Source organism: Corynebacterium sp. KPL1986 (assembly GCF_000477975.1).
GTDB classification, from domain to species: domain Bacteria; phylum Actinomycetota; class Actinomycetes; order Mycobacteriales; family Mycobacteriaceae; genus Corynebacterium; species Corynebacterium accolens.
The window spans coordinates 442,349-461,901 of sequence record NZ_KI515719.1 but is presented as its reverse complement, the minus strand read 5'-3'; the positions used below and the strand labels follow the sequence as shown (position 1 = coordinate 461,901).

General features: G+C 57.0%; 17 protein-coding genes, 1 tRNA gene and 1 pseudogene. 5 read left to right on the top strand and 14 right to left on the bottom strand.

Annotated features, from left to right (window positions below; translation table 11 throughout):
- Positions 1-123 precede the first annotated feature (123 nt).
- Positions 124-2,382, top strand: a complete 2,259-nt coding sequence (locus tag HMPREF1287_RS02130) for a UvrD-helicase domain-containing protein (protein ID WP_023017881.1) — start codon at positions 124-126, stop codon at positions 2,380-2,382.
- An 89-nt stretch (positions 2,383-2,471) separates the two neighbouring features.
- On the opposite strand, the gene HMPREF1287_RS02125 is transcribed toward HMPREF1287_RS02130, so the two are convergent.
- The 7 genes from HMPREF1287_RS02125 to rpsA all read right to left on the bottom strand — a co-directional run bounded on the left by HMPREF1287_RS02125 (position 2,472) and on the right by rpsA (position 10,672).
- Positions 2,472-2,912, bottom strand: coding sequence for a universal stress protein (locus tag HMPREF1287_RS02125; RefSeq protein WP_005282685.1), 441 nt, complete (start codon positions 2,910-2,912; stop codon positions 2,472-2,474).
- Between the two features lie 83 nt (positions 2,913-2,995).
- Complete coding sequence (locus tag HMPREF1287_RS02120) at positions 2,996-3,448, bottom strand: universal stress protein (RefSeq protein WP_005280318.1); 453 nt, start codon at positions 3,446-3,448, stop codon at positions 2,996-2,998.
- A 151-nt stretch (positions 3,449-3,599) separates the two neighbouring features.
- Positions 3,600-5,693, bottom strand: a complete 2,094-nt coding sequence (gene uvrB / locus HMPREF1287_RS02115) for an excinuclease ABC subunit UvrB (protein ID WP_023017880.1) — start codon at positions 5,691-5,693, stop codon at positions 3,600-3,602.
- A 39-nt stretch (positions 5,694-5,732) separates the two neighbouring features.
- Positions 5,733-6,095: a DUF4259 domain-containing protein gene (locus HMPREF1287_RS02110; RefSeq protein ID WP_084519578.1), complete on the bottom strand. Its 363-nt coding sequence runs from the start codon at positions 6,093-6,095 to the stop codon at positions 5,733-5,735.
- A gap of 75 nt (positions 6,096-6,170) precedes the next feature.
- On the bottom strand, positions 6,171-6,773 hold the full coding sequence (coaE, locus tag HMPREF1287_RS02105; protein ID WP_023017878.1) for a dephospho-CoA kinase: 603 nt from the start codon (positions 6,771-6,773) through the stop codon (positions 6,171-6,173).
- A gap of 73 nt (positions 6,774-6,846) precedes the next feature.
- Positions 6,847-8,895, bottom strand: a complete 2,049-nt coding sequence (locus HMPREF1287_RS02100) for a glucose PTS transporter subunit IIA (RefSeq protein WP_023017877.1) — start codon at positions 8,893-8,895, stop codon at positions 6,847-6,849.
- Between the two features lie 313 nt (positions 8,896-9,208).
- The gene (gene rpsA, locus HMPREF1287_RS02095) at positions 9,209-10,672 is read right to left on the bottom strand and encodes a 30S ribosomal protein S1 (RefSeq protein WP_023017876.1); all 1,464 of its coding nucleotides are present in this window, start codon (positions 10,670-10,672) and stop codon (positions 9,209-9,211) included.
- 249 nt (positions 10,673-10,921) lie between these two features.
- Here rpsA and HMPREF1287_RS02090 point away from each other — a divergent pair, with 249 nt between their 5' ends.
- On the top strand, positions 10,922-11,653 hold the full coding sequence (locus HMPREF1287_RS02090; protein WP_023017875.1) for a class I SAM-dependent methyltransferase: 732 nt from the start codon (positions 10,922-10,924) through the stop codon (positions 11,651-11,653).
- A gap of 10 nt (positions 11,654-11,663) precedes the next feature.
- A complete protein-coding gene (locus tag HMPREF1287_RS02085; protein ID WP_023017874.1) occupies positions 11,664-12,131 on the top strand; it encodes an RDD family protein in 468 nt (155 codons plus the stop codon).
- On the opposite strand, the gene HMPREF1287_RS02080 is transcribed toward HMPREF1287_RS02085, so the two are convergent.
- The 3 genes from HMPREF1287_RS02080 to polA are packed head-to-tail and all read right to left on the bottom strand — an operon-like array spanning position 12,095 to position 16,096.
- Positions 12,095-12,466 (bottom strand): hypothetical protein, encoded by a 372-nt coding sequence (locus HMPREF1287_RS02080; protein WP_005280309.1) that lies wholly within the window; start codon positions 12,464-12,466, stop codon positions 12,095-12,097. The two genes, HMPREF1287_RS02085 and HMPREF1287_RS02080, sit on opposite strands and share 37 nt — an antisense overlap.
- Positions 12,467-12,504: 38 nt before the next feature.
- Positions 12,505-13,443, bottom strand: a complete 939-nt coding sequence (locus HMPREF1287_RS02075) for a DNA glycosylase AlkZ-like family protein (protein WP_023017873.1) — start codon at positions 13,441-13,443, stop codon at positions 12,505-12,507.
- Between the two features lie 4 nt (positions 13,444-13,447).
- Positions 13,448-16,096 carry a DNA polymerase I gene (gene polA, locus HMPREF1287_RS02070; RefSeq protein ID WP_034653693.1) on the bottom strand — a complete coding sequence of 883 codons (2,649 nt, stop codon included), beginning with the start codon at positions 16,094-16,096 and terminating at the stop codon, positions 13,448-13,450.
- 144 nt (positions 16,097-16,240) lie between these two features.
- Between polA and HMPREF1287_RS02065 the strand changes: the two genes are divergently transcribed.
- A tRNA-Leu gene (locus HMPREF1287_RS02065) sits at positions 16,241-16,314 on the top strand.
- Between the two features lie 396 nt (positions 16,315-16,710).
- Here the strand turns inward: HMPREF1287_RS02065 and HMPREF1287_RS02060 are convergent.
- The 4 genes from HMPREF1287_RS02060 to HMPREF1287_RS02045 all read right to left on the bottom strand — a co-directional run bounded on the left by HMPREF1287_RS02060 (position 16,711) and on the right by HMPREF1287_RS02045 (position 19,138).
- Positions 16,711-17,004, bottom strand: a complete 294-nt coding sequence (locus HMPREF1287_RS02060; protein WP_023017871.1) for a hypothetical protein — start codon at positions 17,002-17,004, stop codon at positions 16,711-16,713.
- 17 nt (positions 17,005-17,021) lie between these two features.
- Complete coding sequence (locus tag HMPREF1287_RS11915; protein WP_023028748.1) at positions 17,022-17,666, bottom strand: hypothetical protein; 645 nt, start codon at positions 17,664-17,666, stop codon at positions 17,022-17,024.
- 254 nt (positions 17,667-17,920) lie between these two features.
- Positions 17,921-18,187: a hypothetical protein gene (locus tag HMPREF1287_RS02050; RefSeq protein WP_023017869.1), complete on the bottom strand. Its 267-nt coding sequence runs from the start codon at positions 18,185-18,187 to the stop codon at positions 17,921-17,923.
- A gap of 12 nt (positions 18,188-18,199) precedes the next feature.
- On the bottom strand, positions 18,200-19,138 hold the full coding sequence (locus tag HMPREF1287_RS02045; protein WP_023017868.1) for an IS3 family transposase: 939 nt from the start codon (positions 19,136-19,138) through the stop codon (positions 18,200-18,202).
- On the opposite strand from HMPREF1287_RS02045, the pseudogene HMPREF1287_RS12820 reads away from it, so the two are divergent.
- Positions 19,091-19,289: pseudogene (locus HMPREF1287_RS12820) on the top strand (hypothetical protein). The gene HMPREF1287_RS02045 and the pseudogene HMPREF1287_RS12820 sit on opposite strands and share 48 nt — an antisense overlap.
- Positions 19,290-19,553: the final 264 nt, after the last annotated feature.

The window sequence follows — 19,553 nt, the reverse complement described above, 5'->3', positions numbered from 1 at the left end:
CACGGCCCAGCCCTACGCTGGGCCGTTGTTCTTTGTCACGGCAAGGTCTAAACTCGAACCTCCCCTACGCGGCACGCGGATGCGCGCCCACCCATATTTTCGTGTTTCATTCTGAGGAGTCTTGTGAACTCTGCACCGAAGAATTCTCCTGCCACCCATTCTCCCGCCACTGCATCTTCATCCAGCCGCGCGGAAAACGCTGGAATTTCAGCCATCGAAGCCGAGCAGAACTATGTCGATGGCCTCTTTGACCGCCTCGATGACGAGGTAGCCGCGGCAAACGCGCGCCTGAATGAGGTCCAAGCCGAGGTCGACCCGGCGACTCCCGATGCCGATGCCTTAGTGCGCCGCGAAACGGAATACCACGGCCTCCAGGCCAAATTGGACCGCCTCAACGTCGCACAGATGGGGCTCGTCTTTGGCCGCATCGATATCGATGCCCCCGGCGATAACCCGACGGAAGAAGGACTCGATCGCCGCTATATCGGCCGCATGGGTTTGGATGCGCGCGAAGAAAACTACCGCACCCTGCTGCTGGATTGGCGCGCGCCCATGGCCCGCCCCTTTTACCTCGCCACTACCGCACAACCTGAAGGCGTACACACTCGCCGCCAGATCCGCATGTCCGGCCGCACGGTCACTGATGTCAATGACGAGGCATTAAACGGCCCAGGCGTGCGCGAGGAAGAGACGGGCGTGGCGAGCGAGTCCGCCCTGTACTTTGCCATGCAACGCGCCCGCACGGGGCACATGACGTCCATCGTGGAAACCATCCAGCGCGAGCAGGACGAAATCATCCGGGATAATACCCGCGGCGTCATGGTCGTAGAAGGCGGCCCCGGCACCGGTAAAACTGCCGTCGCGCTACACCGCGTTGCCTACCTGCTCTACACCCACCGCGAGCAGCTATCTTCCACCGGTGTACTCATCGTTGGACCCAATACCAACTTTTTGGACTATATTTCCCGCGTGCTGCCCGAGCTCGGCGAGACCGGCGTCGTGCTCTCAACCATCGGTGGGCTATTCCCCGGCATCACTCCCACCCATACCGAGGGGCTTGTGGGCCGCGAAATTAAGGGCAGCGCGGCCATGGCGGAAATCCTGAGCGCCGCCGTCAAGGATTATCAGCAGGTGCCAAGTGAGCCCCGGGACATCACCGTAGATGGCCTGACCCTGACCATCACGCCGTCCATGGTGAAGAGGGCGCGCACCCGCGCTCGCCGCTCACGCAAGCCGCATAATCAGGCGCGCGAGGCGTTCATCGAGCACTTCGTAGAGGACCTGGCCCAGGAGATGGCCACCAAGGTGGGCACGGATCCCCTGGGCGGGGAAAACCTCCTAAGCCGCGCGGATGTGGATCAATTCCACGACGATCTTGCCATTGATGAGTCCGTGGTGGGATGCATCGATGATTTTTGGCCCGAGCTCGATCCCTCTGAGGTACTCGCCGCGTTATTGTCTTCCCGCGAACGCATTGCCTCGGCTGCCCGCGGCTACGATGAGGAAACCCAGGCCGCCTTATACCGGCCCGATGGTTATACCTGGACCGATTCCGATGCTGCCCTTTTGGATGAGTTGGCCGTCCTCATCGGGCTGCCCAATCCTGAGGAGAAGAAGGCGGCCAAGGACGCCAAGTGGCGCGAGCAGATCGCGGATGCAGAAGATGCGCTGGATATCCTGTCCTCCTCCGAATCCACCGATAACGACGATGACATGTTTGAGGCGGAGATTCTTTCGGCGCACGACGTGATCGACGCGGAGACCCTGGCGCAGCGCCAGGAGGTACGGGATACGCGCACCACCGCGCAGCGTGCCCGGGAGGATCACACGTGGGCCTTTGGCCACATCATCGTGGACGAAGCGCAGGAACTAACCCCGATGGAATGGCGGATGCTCTTCCGCCGCTGCCCGTCGCGGTGGATGACGCTGGTGGGCGATACCTCGCAGACCGGTTCCCCGGCCGGCGTGGATGACTGGGGCGAGGCCCTAGAGCCGTTCATCGCCCAGCGCTTCCGCCACCACCTCCTTACCGTCAATTACCGCACGCCAGAACCCATTACCGAGCTTGCCAATCGTCTGTTGGCCTCCATCGATCCGGATGCCACCCCGGCCATTGCCATTCGCGATGGCGAGCCGGTGCGCCGGCTTGCCGATGCCGACTTCACCCCCGGCGTGACCACCGAGGACGATGGCCGCCTGACCGCGGTCATTGATGCTACGAACGCCGAAGCAGTCAAGGGCCTCGAGTTCGACCACGTTATCGTACTTAACCCGCGCGAGATTGTCGATGCCTCCCCGCAGGGGCTGCAGAACCTGTACGTCTGCATCACCCGGGCCACGCAAACGCTAACCCTAGTGGGAGATACGTCCGGCGTGCTTTAGCTCGCTGGGATCACAAAACCCACCGCGCGAATCCAGAGGTGGACTCGCTGCGGTGGGTAAGGCGAAAGCCGGTCCGGCGAAGGCCTAGATTAATTGACGGTGTGAACAATCATGACGTCACAATCGGACTGACGCGCCACATCCGCTGGCACCGAGCCGAGTAGACGACCGGTTAGGGAATTAATGCCGCGGTTACCAACGATGAGCAGGTCTGCATCATTGTCATTGACAATGGACATCAGGGCTTGCACCGGCGTGCCAGGGCGGACGGCGGTTTCTACCTTGGAAACCCCGTGCTTTTCCGCTTCTTCCTTGCCTGCCTGCAGGTTGGCTTCGGCTTTCTCATCACCAAGAATAGTGACGGAATCCTGACGCAAGGTCTTCGAAGCCTGCTCTTGATTCTCGTAGTAAGCACAACCGATGATCAGCGTGGCATCGAATGCAGCGGCAATCTTGGCTGCTCGCTCCACGGCGAGGAGGGAGGACTTGGAACCGTCAGTACCGACAACAATCGTGCTGTAGTCGCTCATGATGACCTTTCTTTGTGGGTGTGTACCCTAACTATTCTAGTGTGCCAACTTGGCGTTACTGCAAGTCTAACAATGAAAAGTGATTAACGTTTTTCACTCGTGTTAACCACCACGACATCCACCTTGGATTTATGGGTAAGTTCCGTCGGCACCGAGCCAAAAACGCGCCCGCGCACGGAATTAACGCCGCGATTGCCCACGACTAGTAGCTCAACGTCGTATTTCTCCGTGACCTCGATTAAGGCGTTGACGGGGTCACCGGGGGTGGTGACCACTTCAATGTTTTCCGCACCTTCGGACTCGGCAATCCGCTGCGCGTTCGTGAGGTAGGTATCGGCCATTTCCTCGCTGACCACCGGTAGCCTGGAGCCCTCACCGCTGGGGGCGCCGAGCATGGAGCCAGAATGGTTATAGGCTGCGGAGACGATGATGAGCTTGGCATCGTATGCCCGCGCCATGGATGCAGCCGAGCGCACGGCGCGCAGGGAAGTTTCGGAGCCATCGGTACCGACGGCGATGGTGTGATACGTAAGCATGATTCTCCTTGCTGGTGAATTACTAGGTCGGCACATTGAACCGGCTGATTAAGTCGCCCCCAGTATAGTCAGGACGCCGAACTAATAAGCCTATGGTTGCAGTAGTGCGCACTTTTAGGGGGAGCCTGTTACTGAGACACTGCGAGCGGCGTTAAATTCCGGCTTCCTTTAGGCCGCGCAGCTCCTTCTTCAAATCAGCAATCTCATCGCGCAGCCGGCCGGCTAGCTCGAATTTCAACTCGCGTGCGGCAGCGCCCATCTGTGCCTGCAGGTCATTAATGAGAGCCTCAACCTCATCGGTGGCCATGCTGGAGACATCGCGCTTTTCCACCACCGCTGCAGGATCCGACTCAGCGGCCTCTTCCCCATTATTCTCATAGACTTGGTCCAAGATATCCGCGATCTTCTTGCGCAGGGGCTGCGGATCCACGCCGTGTTCCTTGTTATAGGCAATCTGCTTCTCGCGGCGGCGCTCCGTTTCATCGATGGCTTCTTGCATCGAGTCGGTGATTTTATCCGCGTACATGATGACCTCGCCCGATACGTTACGGGCAGCGCGGCCAATGGTCTGGATGAGCGATGTTGTCGAGCGCAAGAAGCCTTCCTTATCCGCATCGAGGATCGCCACGAGCGAGACCTCGGGCAAGTCCAAGCCCTCGCGCAAGAGGTTGATGCCCACGAGCACGTCGAATTCGCCCTGGCGCAATTGGCGCAGCAACTCCACGCGCTGCAGCGTATCGATATCCGAGTGCAGGTAGCGGACCTTTATCCCCTGTTCCAAGAGGTAATCCGTCAGGTCTTCTGCCATGCGCTTGGTCAAGGTGGTGACCAGAACGCGCTCCTGAGAGGCAATGCGGCCGCGGACCTCATCAATGAGGTCATCAATCTGGCCCTTGGTGGGCTTCACCGTGACCTTAGGATCGACCAGGCCAGTCGGGCGAATGACCTGCTCGACAAACTCGCCGCCGGAGGAGGTCATTTCGAAATCGCCCGGGGTGGCGGACATATAGACCGTCTGGCCAACGCGCTCTTCGAATTCGTCAAAGGTCAGTGGCCGGTTATCCACCGCGGAGGGAAGGCGGAAGCCAAACTCCACCAGGTTTCGCTTGCGCGACATATCGCCTTCGTACATGCCGCCGATCTGTGGCACGGTCACGTGGGACTCATCGATGATGGTAAGAAAATCCTCTGGGAAATAGTCCAAGAGCGTGGCTGGCGCGGACCCCGCCGGGCGGCCATCCACGTGGCGGGAGTAGTTCTCAATGCCGGAACAGAACCCCACCTGCTCGATCATCTCTAGGTCATATTCCGTGCGCATGCGCAGCCGTTGCGCTTCCAACAGCTTGCCACGGTTTTCTAGATCTTCTAGGCGCTCAGCCAATTCTTCCTTGATATCGGCCACGGCTTTTTCCATGCGCTCTGGGCCGGCCACGTAGTGCGTTGCGGGGAAAATGCGCACTTCATCGACCTGCTCGATAACATCACCTGTCACTGGGTGGATATAGTACAGCGAATCAATATCATCGCCGAAGAACTCGATGCGCACCGCGCGTTCCTCATATGCCGGAATGATATCGACCGTATCGCCCTTGACGCGGAAGGTACCGCGGGTAAAGCCCACATCGTTGCGCTCATATTGGATATCCACCAAGAGCCGGAGGAAACGGTCCCTGTCGAGCTCCTCGTCGACGGCGATAATCACCGAGCGATCCAAATAGGATTGCGGAGTGCCTAGGCCGTAGATACACGAGACCGAGGAGACCACCACGACATCGCGCCGCGAGAGCAATCCAGAGGTGGCCGAATGGCGCAGGCGCTCGACGTCCTCATTAATGGAGGAGTCTTTTTCAATATAGGTATCGGTCTGCGCGATATAGGCTTCTGGCTGGTAGTAGTCGTAATAGGAGACGAAGTATTCCACCGCGTTATTGGGCAATAATTGGCGCAGTTCATTGGCCAGCTGTGCGGCCAAGGTTTTATTGGGCGCCATCACTAGCGTGGGCCGCTGCTGCTTTTCAATCAGCCACGCGGCCGTCGCGGATTTACCCGTACCGGTTGCACCCATGAGCACAACGTCGCGCTCGTCGCGGTTGAGGCGCTCATTAAGTTCCTCGATGGCCGCAGGCTGGTCACCTGCGGGTTCATATTCAGAAACGACCTGAAACTTGCCGGGGGTGCGTTCTACCTCGCCGACGACGCGGTGTTCAGAATTTGGAATAAGGGGATGTTCAGCAGCAAAAGCCATGCCCGCTATTCTACTGCTTGGACGCTCCTGCTAGCCATTTCACGGCAGCGCGGCCTGGGCGGTGTGCAACCACTGGTCGAGCTCCCCTGTCGGTTCCCATAGCGCGTAGACCGACGAGGAATCAGAGCACATCGCTTGATTGATGCGCCGGCGCAGCCACGCCTTAGATTGCGGCGTGTACAGGGACGCTAGATCCGTCGGGGCTACGCCGTCTGGCAGGCCATCGGCAGGCAGCTTCGTCAGCGCCCCTAATGCGATGACCGCTTCGGCTTCATCGGAATCGAGCACTCCAGTGCCGCACGAGCGCTGAAAGTGCCGGAGATCAAAAGAACCATTCCGCAGGCTATCGAGTACGTCTCGCGCCGCGTGATTATCGAATAGTCCAGTGCCCCAAGTTCCCACGCTCAAATAGTGTAGGGACCAAAAGTAAACGTTAATAGGAAAAGACGTTAACGCTACTTACCAAAAAGGTTAAGGTTAAGAAGACGCCGCCTCAATCTCATCGCAGACCGCCGCTGCGCGCTCGGCCAGTTGTTCCTGCGTGCCGTTATTATCTATGACATGGCTTGCTGCCGCGAGCCGCTTGTCATCAGAAATCTGGGCGTTAATCCTTTTGCGCGCGTCTGCTTCATCGAGTCCGCGGAACTCCACGAGACGACGCACCCTCTCTTCTGGATCCACGTCAACGACGATGACAAAATCCATATCCCCGTCGAGCCCATTATCCACGAGTAGCGGCATGTCATAGACCGTAAAGTCAACGCCTTCTTCGCGCGCGGCGGCAAATTGTCGCTGGGTCTCTTCTTGGATGCGCGGGTGCGTAATCGAATTGAGAAGCTCGGTATGTTCCTTGTCCACGAAAGCGCGGCGGGCGAGTTTCTTGCGGTCGAGGCTGCCGTCTTCCTGCAGGATGTCCTCGCCGAATTTCTCCGCAAGCTCGGCCAATGCCGGTTGGCCAGGCTTGACGATGTCCCGGGCAATGCGATCTGCGTCCACCACCCGCCAGCCGCGCTGGGCGCACAGCTTCGCTACCGTAGATTTTCCGCTGCCGATTCCCCCGGTTAATCCGATTAGCTTCATAAGATACCAGGGTACGCGAAAAGGAGCCCGGCACGACTGCCTGGGCTCCTTGCTGCGGAATTTAAGAGTGCCTTTAGGACTCGAGTTCTTCTTCCGGCTTTGGATGAACCTGCAAGAGTTCATCGCTTGGGGCGACAGCGCCGGTAGCGCCGCTCACGGAACCAAATTTCTTGGCGTTAGTAACAACGACCGGGGTAATCAGGTTGTAGTCCTTGGACTTGATGAAGTCTGCGTCAAAGCTGATGAGCTTATCGCCAGCGGAAACGCGCTGCTTCTTTTCCACGTGGACATCAAAGCCCTCGCCGCCGAGTTCCACGGTGTCTAGGCCAACATGGATGAGCAGCTGTACGCCGTTATCCAGGTTCAGACCGATCGCGTGGCCGGACTTTTGGACGGTGAGCACGGTGCCATCGGCAGGCGCGTAGACGGTATTGCCGGTTGGCTTCACGGCAGCGCCCGGCCCAAGCTTGGCGCCAGCGAAGATGGGATCCGGTACCTCGGACAGGTCCACTGCCTCGCCCTCCAGAGGAGAGTCCAGCTTGATGATTGCCTGTTCTGCTTCCTTGGTGGCGATTCCGGTGGCAGCCGCGACCCCGGCAGCCTGAGCGTTATCGGAACCGTCAGACTCATCATCGGATCCGCCGATGATGCGGGACTCGGAGCGGCTAGCAACCTCTTCCACGGTCTCGTTATTTTCGCGGGCGATACGCTCGAGGTCGGCCTGCTTTTCCTCTGCGGTGCGGTAACCAAACAGCAGCGTGAGGGAGAAGGAGGTGAAGAATGCCACGGCGATGCCGATGACGTAGCCCACCTGCGGGGTCATGGCTGGGGTGGTCAAGATGGAGGTGAAGACGAAGGCGTTAGCGCGGACATCGAAAAGCCCCATCACTGCGCCACCGATGGCACAACCCGGCAGCAGGCGGTAGTAGGTGCGGCGGAAGCGGAGCAAGATGCCGTAGAGGGACGGCTCCGAAATACCGCCGAGCATGCCGGCTGCGAATGCACCGACGGAAACCTGGCGCATGGAGTTGTTCTTCTCCTTCATGGAGATGACCATTACGGCGCCGGTGACGCCGAAGCAGGCAAAGTTCCACGCACCCATCGGGCCTTGGATGAAGTCGTAGCCGTAGGTCGTGATGTTTTGAATCATGATCACATTGAGCGGCCAGTGCAGGCCCATGGGCACCAGGAATGGGTACAGCAGCGGAATGACAATGGCCAAGATGAACGGCGAGAAGTCATTGATCTGGAACAGTACCCAGGAGATGCCGTTGCCCACACCGATGCCGAATGGGCCGAGCAGGAACGCCGTGGCCGGAATCATGATAAGCAGCGAGAAGAACGGCACGAAGACCATGTGTACGGCGCTCGGAATGATCTTCTTCAAACCCTTTTCCACCCAGAACAGGCCGATGGCGGCCAAGATCGGTGGGAATACCTGGGAGCCGTAAGAGTTAATCACCAGCGGCAGGCCGAATACGTTCACGGTATCGCCCTGTTCACCCAGGGACATGAATTCCGGCGTGAGCAACGCGGCCGGGATGGCGGCCGAGACCCACATATTCGCGCCCAGCTTCTGCGCGGCGGTAGCGCCCACCATCACCGGCAGGAAGTAGAAGACCGATTGGAACATCGCGTGGGCCAAGCGGTAGCCCTCAGGCTGTTCTTCCAGCGGCGCGCGGAAGTCTTGAATGCCAATGGTATCCGCCAGCACCAGCAGCGTGATGATGAGGGAGGCACCAAGCAGCGCCCACAGAATCGGGCGGAAGGTATCAGAGAGGAACTCGAAGCAGTAGTCGATCCAATCGTACTTACCGCGCACGCCGTCGTAGTTCTTCTTGGATGAGGAGGCCTCCTCATCCGGCGGGTTTACCCCAGGGTCCTTGATGATTTCGCCGTAGTAGTTGGCCACGCCGCCACCCATGACCACCTGGTAACCATGCGTACCCTGCGTGACGGAACCGAGAACGGCCGTATCGCTTTCCAGCTTTTCCTGATCTACTTTCCCCACATCAGCGAGTTGAAAACGCAGGCGCGTCGCACAGTGCGTCAGCGACGTGATGTTATCGGCGCCGCCCAAGCTATCGATGATGTGTGTGGAAGTGTCCTTCACAGATGCCACTTCATACTCCTTGCATAAAGACAAAACAATAGTCAGTACTCAACTGGCTATTACGTCACACTTGGATTATAAGTGAGAGGCAACACAAACAAAAGCCCAATTTAGTGGTCTTAAGTGGGGATAGTTGTCTTTTTTGCAGGCGCCATTGCTTTGCCGCAGGTCAAGAACCCGCAAACGAAAAATACCGGGCAATCGTTTGCATATACTGTCATAAAAGTCACAAAGCCCCGTCCTGCCTCCCCGAAGGAGAAGGACGCGGCTAGTGCAGCTGCGTGGAGTTAGGGACTATCTCACCCTAAGCTCCAAAGGCGTCTTAGTTGCCGGCGAGCTTGTCGCGCAGTGCGGCGAGCTGCTCGTCAGAAGCCAAGGATCCACCGGACTCTGCCTGAGTCTCCGATGCCGGAGCTGCATCGGTGGAGTCAGAAGAGTAGTTGGAGGATGCTTCAGCGGACTCTGCAGCCTCTGCGGCGGCAGCGCGGTTGCGCTCGATCTGAGCGGTGTGCAGGTTGAAGCGGCGCTCGGACTCTGCGTAGCGTGCCTCCCAAGCCTGACGCTGCTCGTCGAAGCCTTCCTTCCACTCGTTGGTGTCCGGGTCGAAGCCTTCTGGGAACACGTAGTTGCCCTGCTCGTCGTAGGAGTCAGCCATGCCGTACTTGGACGGATCGAACTCTTCGGAGTGGTCCTCGTCAGCCTGCTTGACGGACAAGGAGATACGACGACGCTCGAGGTCGATGTCGATGACCTTGACCATAACTTCCTGGCCAACGGTGACAACCTGGTCCGGCACCTCGACGTGGCGCTGTGCCAGCTCGGAGATGTGAACCAGGCCCTCGATGCCTTCCTCGACGCGAACGAACGCACCGAACGGAACGAGCTTGGTGACCTTGCCCGGCACGATCTGACCCACAGCGTGGGTGCGGGCGAAGACGCGCCATGGGTCTTCCTGGGTTGCCTTCAGGGACAGGGAAACGCGCTCGCGGTCCAGATCAACGTCCAGAACCTCAACGGTTACCTCGTCACCAACGGTGACAACCTCAGATGGGTGGTCGATGTGCTTCCAGGAAAGCTCGGACACGTGAACCAGGCCGTCGACGCCACCAAGATCGACGAAGGCACCGAAGTTGACGATGGAAGAGACAACGCCCTTGCGGACCTGACCCTTCTGCAGCTGGTGCAGGAATTCGGAACGGACCTCGGACTGGGTCTGCTCCAGGTATGCACGGCGGGACAGGACAACGTTGTTGCGCTGCTTGTCCAGCTCGATGATCTTAGCTTCCAGCTCCTGGCCAATGTAGGGCTCCAGGTCGCGGACGCGACGCATCTCAACGAGGGAAGCAGGCAGGAAGCCGCGCAGGCCGATGTCCAGGATGAGGCCGCCCTTGACGACCTCGATGACGGTACCGGTAACCGGCTCTTCCTTGGCCTGCAGCTCCTCGATGGCGCCCCAAGCGCGCTCGTACTGTGCGCGCTTCTTGGACAGGATCAGGCGGCCTTCCTTGTCCTCCTTAGTCAGGACAAGCGCGTCAACCTCATCGCCGACCTCGACAACTTCGTCGGGATTGACGTCGTGCTTGATGGACAGCTCGCGGGAAGGGATAACGCCTTCGGTCTTGTATCCGATGTCCAGCAGTACCTCGTCGTGGTCAACCTTGACGACGGTACCCCCGACAATGTCACCATCGTTGAAGTACTTGATGGTGGCGTCTACAGCTGCGAGGAAGTCCTCTGCGGTTCCGATATCGTTGATCGCAACCTGAGGGGTAGTAGAAGATGGCATATTGTAAAAATGCTCCGAATAAATGTAGGAAATCGTTCGTGGACAACTGCGTGTCTCTCGAATTAAAAGCCCATCTGCGCTGCACAAATACAGGAGATAGAGGCCACATTCGATCCCGCCGCGTGATTGCCCCAAGCTTTCCTACAATAGCCTGCAACAACCCGTGGCATAGACATGCTTGTAAAAGCCTACATCTGTCCAGCTTATACGGCAAATATTGGACGCCAACCAGAAAGGTAACCCACCCCAGTGACTTCGCCTTCTCACGCCAATCAATCCCACTGGGACGGTGATGCGGCCAACTACCATGCCGAGCACCCCGAGTACCTTTCCTCTTTTTATTGGTGCCCAGAGATGCTCCACGAAGCCGATGCGCAGCTGCTTGGCGATGTCTCCTCTGCCGCCGTCCTCGAAATCGGCTGCGGGTCTGCCGCCTGCACCCAGTGGCTCAGCACCCGCGCCCGCTTTGCCACCGGCTGCGATATTTCCCGCAGCATGCTCGCCCACGCAGCACCTGGTTTGGCGCTCACCCAAGCCGATGCGCTGGCACTGCCCTACGCCACCGACTCCTTTGACGTGGCATTCTCTGCATTCGGCGCATTCCCCTTCCTCGCCGATCTCGATGCCGCGCTCGCGGAAGTTGCCCGCGTTGTGCGCCCAAGTGGGCGCTTCGTATTCTCCGTGACCCACCCAATGCGCTGGATCTTCCCCGATGATCCCACTAGCCTCACCGCTGAGATAAGTTACTTCGACCGCGCTTATCTGGAACACGATTCCGCCGGGACGCTAACCTATGCCGAATTTCACCGCACCATCAGCGATTGGTTCCGCGCGCTCCAAGGTCGCGGACCATTTCTGATCGAGGACATCATCGAACCGGAATGGCCCGAAGACTTGGACATTACGTGGGGCCAATGGTCCCCGCAGCGCGGGGAAGTTTTCCCAGGCAGCATGATTTTCATCTGCCGCGCATACAGCTAACGTAGAGAACATGATTGCCGAAAGACTAGGAATTGCCCTGCGCCGCGCCGTGGCGTGGTGGATCGACGCCTTTCTCGTGGCCGCCATCGTCACCGTGGTGCGGTGGGTGATTAATGCTCTTGCCGGTACCCCCTTATCCGGCCGCCCCGAAGAGATCTACGAGGCGGCCGCTCTCGCCGTGGTCTTTTACATCTACCGCGTGTGGGTGGAAACGAAGAAGTCCACCTCCCTGGGCAAATGGTCGATGCAGCTCGAAATCATCCCGGCCCGCTCGCCGCTTGTCACCGCGTGCCTGCGCAATTCGTGGCTACTGCTCACACCCCTGACGCTTACCGGCTGGAATATCGACGGCATTATCGTTGCGATTCTAGGCCTTTCTGTTTTAGCCATCGGCCAAACGCCCTTTGACCTCTTGGCCGGCTGCCTAGTGGAAAAGCGACCTCAGGAGGATTCCACCGCGATGCGCGGCCAGAGGTAGTACACCACGGCAGCAATAGTAATGAGCGCAAATACCCACGAATACGGGAAGGCCACGGCAATGACAGTTACCGCGATCATTACACCGGCCGCCTGTATTCGGTAGCGCCACGGGTTCTCGCCTTCTCTGGCGGCGTTGCCAGCAGAAAGGAAAAACCCAAAAGTTATAACCGCATAGAAAATGAAGTAAGATTTATCGCTGCTTACTGCTTCTTTTAAACCGCTCTCAGCAATTTGTCCCGCCGGGTATGCGACCATGACTGCCCACGTAGTCTCAAAAAAGCGCAAGACGTAGGGATGGGACTTCCAGGTAATACGTTTTCCGAGAAACTCCATGGAACTACTTTAAAATCCTCATCTGCTTCACGCACTTCTCAGCAGTCTTTCCACTGCCGTTCCACGCGGCGTGACGCGTAGGCGGGAATACCCCAGTCCTCAATCCCCTGCTTATTCCACATGCCGCGCACTTGGCCGTCAATAACGATGGCGCGGCGGAAAATGCCCTGGTTCCCGGGAACGAGCGCGTGGTGCATATCCGCTGACATGGCAAAAAGTCGATCTTGGTAGCCCAAAATGTATTCATCAAAGGCGCCCAATAGCAGCACCGATTTCTTCCTTCTCACCTCTGGCAGCTCCAGCACCTCTGTAGAGACCAGCTCCTCGCCTTCCCTACCTATCCGGATGAGGTCATCCGGCAAATTCTCCGCTGCGGGACGAATGAGCTTTTGGGGCAGCTTGGACCACCACGCAAAGTCTTGCAGCGTCGCCGGACCATGGGCGCGAAAATAGCGCGTCATCAATTCCGTCGTGGCGGCCACCGAGTCGCCGTTAAATAGGGCCTCCAGGCCGTCTAACTCCACCGGAGTAATGAGCTGCTCTTCGCCTACATAACACGCATGCCCGCTTTCCATGGCGATGCGTACCACGTGCCAGAAAGATAGCTCGGGCAAGGCCCGGGCGGCGCGTGCTTTCAATTCTGCGCGCGTTAATGGGGCATCGATAAGCTGCAGCACGGCTTCCCGTACCGCTGCATCGCCTTTTCGAGGCTTCGCGCATAGCTCGGTAATCCAGCCCATATCCTTGACGGAGGCGGCGAACAGCGTATTGCGCATCGCATAGCCGCGCACGATCTCGGACTTATCCGATTCATCCGTTGCGCGCAGCGCCAAGGACCGGCGCACCGAATGCAGGTCCTGGCCTTGCGTAACGCCAAAGGCGCGAACCGCCTCCGCAGCGGTGCGCCAGCGCTGGGCCGTAAGCCCCTGGGCGGCCAAGCGCATGCGGGCGCGTTCGCGCCGGTTAAGCGTCATCATCGAACTAGTGGGCCGCGGCGTCCCAATCCGTGCCGGCGCCGGCAGAGACTTCGAGTGGCACGTTCAGCTCGATGGCAGAATCCATCTCGCGCTCAAGAATCTCGCGGACTTGATCGGCCTCGCCGGGGGCGACTTCCACCACCAATTCATCGTGGACCTGGAGCAAAACACGTGATTTCATATCGCGCAACGCACGGTCCACGCGAATCATCGCGACCTTGATGATATCCGCGGCCGTTCCCTGGATCGGCGCATTGAGAGCAGCGCGTTCCGCGTTTTCACGGGCCAGCCGGTTATCGGAGTTGAGCTCTGGCAGGTAGCGGCGGCGGCCAAAGAGCGTGGCCGTATAACCATCCTTGCGGGCTTGCTCCACGACATCATCCAGATACTTCTTCACACCGCCAAAGCGCTCAAAGTAGCTTTCCATGATGGACTTGGCTTCACCGGCAGGGATTCCCAGCTGCTGCGAAAGTCCAAACGCGGACAGGCCATAGACAAGGCCATAGGACATGGCCTTTACTCGGCGGCGCAGCTCAGGAGTCACCTGATCCACGGGCACATCGAAGACCCTAGAACCAACGAAATTGTGCAGATCTTCGCCGGCCTTGTAGGCCTCAATCAGCCCGGGATCGGCAGACAGGTGCGCCATAACGCGCATTTCAATCTGCGAGTAGTCCGCGGTCATTAGCTGCTCAAATCCCTCGCCTACGATAAACGCCGAGCGAATCTGGCGACCGGCCTCAGTGCGCACCGGGATGTTTTGCAGATTGGGTTCCGTCGAAGACAAACGCCCCGTCGAGGTCACCGTCTGATTAAAGGTGGTGTGGATGCGGCCATCCGGTTGGACGGTCTTGATGAGGCCCTCCAACGTGGTCTTCATCTTTTGGTACTCGCGGTGAGCCAAAAGGTGATCCAAGAACGGGTGCGGGTGCTTGATAGCCAGCTGCTCGATTTCCTTCGCGGCCGTGGAATAGCCCGTTTTCGTCTTTTTCGTCTTGGGCATATCAAAGGTCTCAAAAAGCACCTTTTGCAGCTGCTTAGGAGAATTTAGGTTGAGCTTTTCATCGCCAGCAAGCTCGCGCGCGGAGCGTTCCTGTTCCGCGACCTGCTCCACAAAGGCATCCTTTTGGGTTTCCAAAATATCTACATCGACCGCGATACCCGTAGCCTCCATGCGCGCCAGGATGGTCACCAGCGGCAGTTCCAGGTCGGTGTACAACTCGAAAGAGTCGATGTCCTGCAGCTCCGCGGTGAGTTTTTCCGCCAGCTCCATGATTGCCGCCGCCTGATCCACCAGGGAGGAACTATCGAGCAACGACATCTGCTCCGTGGCGGCGCCGAGGGACTTTTGAAGGTGGCGCTGGTAGACATCGGAAAGCTCGTAGGTACGCTGGCCTGGGCGCAGGATATACGCCGCCAAGGCCGTATCGTGCGCAAGCCCGTTGAGCTCGATGCCGCGCCCTGCCAGCATGTGGAACGCGGCCTTTGCGGCGTGGAAATACTTAGGGGCCGACGATTCTAGCCACTGGACCAAGGCCTTTTCCTCATCGGCGGAAAGTTCCCCGAGTTCCACCTGCAGGCCATGATGGTTGCGGTCCACAAACGCGATGGCAGAAGCATCACCCTGACTTGGGATGCCCTCGCCCTGCACATACACAGCTACGTGCTCGCGGCCAGGTAGCCACTCGCTCAGGGAGGCATCATCGATGGTGAGCTCGACATCGGGGGAATCCGCGGCTTGCTCAGCGGCCTCTGCACCATCGTTGGGGATGGCGGATAAGACACGATCGCGCAGGTTGGTGCCAAACTCCAGTTCATCGAACTTCGCGGCAACATCGGCAACCTTGACTTCCCTGAATGCCAGATCATCCGGGCCGACGTCTAAGTCCATATCTGTAATCATCTGGGTGAGCTTCCGGTTCATCTGCACCTGCTCGATGCGTTCGCGGAAGTTATTTCCCACCACGCCATTGATTTCTTCGGCGTGCTCTACCAGCGAAGCCAAGTCTCCATACTTGACTATCCACTTGGTGGCGGTCTTTTCTCCCACCTTGGGAATGCCGGGGAGGTTATCGGAAGGATCGCCGCGCAAGGCAGCAAAGTCGGGATACTGCGCGGGGGTCAGCCCGTATTTATCCTCGACGGCTTCTGGGGTAAACCGGTGCAGCGTGGATACGCCTTTCATGGGATAGAGCACCGTGGTCGAATCCGTAACCAGCTGCAGGTAATCGCGATCACCGGTAACGATCAGCGTCTCGTAGTCCTGCGCCTCGGTGGCAAGGGTGGCCAAAATATCGTCGGCCTCGTAATTTTCACGCGAGAGCGTCGTAATACCCAAGGTCTCTAAGGTATCGCGAATGATATCTACTTGGCCCTTAAATTCCTCCGGTGCGGCCTCGCGCTGCGCCTTATAATCCGGGAACATCTCCGTGCGGAAAGTCTTCCGGCCAACGTCAAAGGCAACCGCGATAGCATCCGGCCTTTCCTCAGAGACAATATTGGACAGCATGGATAAAAAGCCATACACGGCGTTGGTGTGCTGGCCGCCGGAGGTAGAAAAGTTTTCCACCGGCAGGGCATAAAAGGCACGAAATGCCATGGAATGGCCGTCAATGAGCAAAAGGCGAGTCTTATTGGAAGTCACCTGCCCCATACTAGGCAACACCGTGGACACGGCGACACCCCACCCAACTTCACCGCCTTGAGCAGGACTTTTTACCGGAAGTGGACCCCAATTAGGAATTGCACCAAACCCTGCGCTAATATTTCCATCAGTCAAAGGCGCTCGCTTTTGATTGCCCCTGTAGCCCAATTGGCAGAGGCAACGGATTCAAAACCCGTCCAGTGTGAGTTCGAGTCTCACCAGGGGCACAGTACAACCCCGCTTCCTTCCGGATAAATATCCACGGAGGAAGCGGGGTTTTGCCCGCATATCCGAATTTGTTGAGTTGTGGGGTTCGCGAACTAGACAACATTTAATGTTGGCGCGGTGAGGTTTCCAAGGTTTTCTCTTCTACTTAAACGGAACAGATCCTGGGACACTTCATTTGGCAACACGTCGTCGATGCGTCTACTTGGTACATCAGCTTGCTCTAGCTTAGCCTCGGCGTGAGCATGGTCGCGGTATTCGGTCCAGTTTAATGGTTACTCTGGCAATGGCTCTGGAACGAATGGAAAGCGATAGAGAGTCCTTAGCAGTTCCAAAATACGCAGAAACTTAAGTGGAAATAGGTTCTTCTGCGGTTACAGTGGTTCCATATCTATAGGCTATGCGAAGTTTCCATAGCCAGAAATGGTGCTCACCCATAAGAACGCTGATACGACGAAAGCCGCAGCGAATGTGAAGGCAAAAGCACGCCATGATCGGTCGCTAAGCCGACCCTTTTTCAACATGTAGACAGACATGGCTAATACACCCAACACCACCAATGAAGGAAGAGGTAGCCCATAGAAGACGAAAGGTATTGGAAGCCATGTGGACAGGACCACTCCGCCGTAAAGGGTTGCGACGCCTACGACAATTCCAAAAAGTATTCCCGGAATGATCGTTCTTTCTTTCACAACAAATTCCTTACCAATCAGTTTATCTTTATCAGACCACCGTTTTTAGCCTGCGCATGACATTCATTGATGGCGCCCGCTTCATCTCCTTCGTGTCGCAATCCAATGTCTCGACCAATGGCATTGTTTGTTTGATCCATGTGCCCAGCTTCAGGAGAACCAGGATGGTCTGTTTCGTGGGCATCGCCAATTTTTCGTGCAAAATCTGCGTTAGCCCGGATCGTTGTCAGCGCCTGCCATACACAATGCCTATCAGCGTCCTGAATGTTATCGTTCGTTACTTTGTTTGGAAACGTTTGCGAGGAAATACGTTCCGCGTCCCTGATTGCTGATTTCGCGCGCTTACAATCATAAGGATTGGTCGCGCAGGCTGCCGCTTCATGCCTACCGATGTTGGTTCCATAATTGTCCCCGGAGTCTCGAAGGCCTGTTTTATCCCCTGCAGAGCCGGATTCATTTAAAACTTGCTGTACGATATGGTCTGGAGTCTCAGCCTTCGGATCAATGTGCTCTTTCTCACGCAGTTCAATCGTCGTCTGAGCGATGCGCTCGTAAGAGTCAGTTTCTGCTGGTGTGGCATGTGCTGGCGATGCTGCCAAACCATTCGCCGTGACGCCAATCGATAGTAGTGCTACTACACCCAAAGCCTTCATAGCCTTCATAGCCTTCATATTTAAGCCTTTCTCGAATCTTGATGGACTCGGCTAGTGCACCACACCCAAAGCTCTAATACAACCGATAATCATTATTGTTACGGTACCTTTATGTGATCTTATATATCTGTTCACCTTCCACCATCCCGAACTACCTTGGCGAACATGTCAAGCAAACGCAGACCACGAAAGCTCTAGTTTCAATTCAAAAAACGAAACAACCCCGCTGCAGTGATACAGCGGGGCTAAATACGTAAGGATTCTTACTTCAAGTCTTGATTGAACCCATTAGGAAGCTTTCGCATGATATTGCTGAACTCATCAGCGTCCTTGGAATCATCCTTGATAGGCGAAAGATCGAGCTTGTAGAGTCCCTCGTCACCTTCAACACTGAAGTAGAGGTTGTTTGGATTGTTTGGATCGACCGCCACAGCAGTGACATCAGCTTCGTTATTAGGTAGGCCATTAATGCTGATCATATGAGTGATGTCATTACGCTCTCCGGGGGCCTGCCCCCGGAAAGTAGACACGTCGGAGGGTAGCTATGCTACTTGGCTCAATGTAGCTGAATTAAGTGCTTCGAAGTCATCGGGGGCTTGAAAGTTGCACCAGGAGTGTCGTCTGCGCGTGTTGTAGCGTATGCACCACTGGAAGACTTCCTGGCGGCAGCTGATTGGACTTTCGAAGACTTTCCGATCACGCAGGACTTCACGCTTGAAAGCGGCGTTAAACGATTCTGCTAGGGCGTTATCGGCACTTGTACCCACCGCTCCCATGGATTGGCGCACACCAAGCTGGGCGCAGTGGTCCCTAAATGCCTGCGATGTGTAAACACTGCCGTAATCGGAATGGAAAATTGCCCCTGTAAGGCTTCCGCGGACCTTTCTAGCATGAGACAAAGCTTCGATAACCAGCGATACCCGCATGCGATCCGCGAGTGCATGGCCAACGAGCTTGCGCAAGTAGGCGTCGATGACTGTGGCCAGGTACATATTCTTGCCGCCCTTACACGGCAGGTACGTAATGTCGCCTACGTACACGTGGTTGGGCCTGTCCGCAGTGAATTTGCGGCCTACTAAATCTGGCATGGCTCGGTCGCCAGGCTTACGCCGAGTGGTGATGCATCGACGCTGTTTTGAAAAGCCTTTAAGCCCCATGGATTTCATGATGCGTGCGACCTTCTTGTGATTGATTGGGCGAATGCCCGAATCGTTGTTGAGGCTTGCAGCGATGCGTTTAGCACCATAAAGCCCATGCTCATCATCGAAGATGGTCTTGATTCTTGCGCCAATAAGAGCATCAGCACACATCTTTAACCTGCGCTTTTCGCGGGTATTGAGCCATTTATAGAACGAGGAGCGATTGAGCTTTAACACGTGACACATCCGCTTGACCGAGTACTCGGTTCGGTGGCCATAGACAAACTGGATGAAGTGTCCCAGGTTTTGTTCCGGTTGAGTAGATGGGAAAATCTGGAACATGCCAAGAAAATTTGACCAGGATGCAAAGGACCGCGTGGTCCGTCTCGTGGAAGACCGCATCTTGGCGGAAAACATGTCGATGCAGGCCGCGTGCCAGGCAGTAGCTCCAAAGTTGAGGGTTTCATGGCACACAGCTCGTCAATGGACTTAAGCCTGCTCGCCGTGCAGGAAGCACCCCAGAACCAGTGCCTGAAGATTTGGCTGCCGAAAATGCCAGGCTACGCCGCGAAAATCACCAGCTTCGAGATACCAACGAGTTACTGAAGGCCGCGTCAGCTTTTTCGCGTCGGAACCAGGCCCAAAACGTTAAGAAATGATCCGGTTCATCGATAAATACAGGAATCATTTCTCTGCCGAGTTCATCTGCACTGGCGTTAAAAGAATAACCGGGCTGGTGGGTTCATCACCTCGCGTG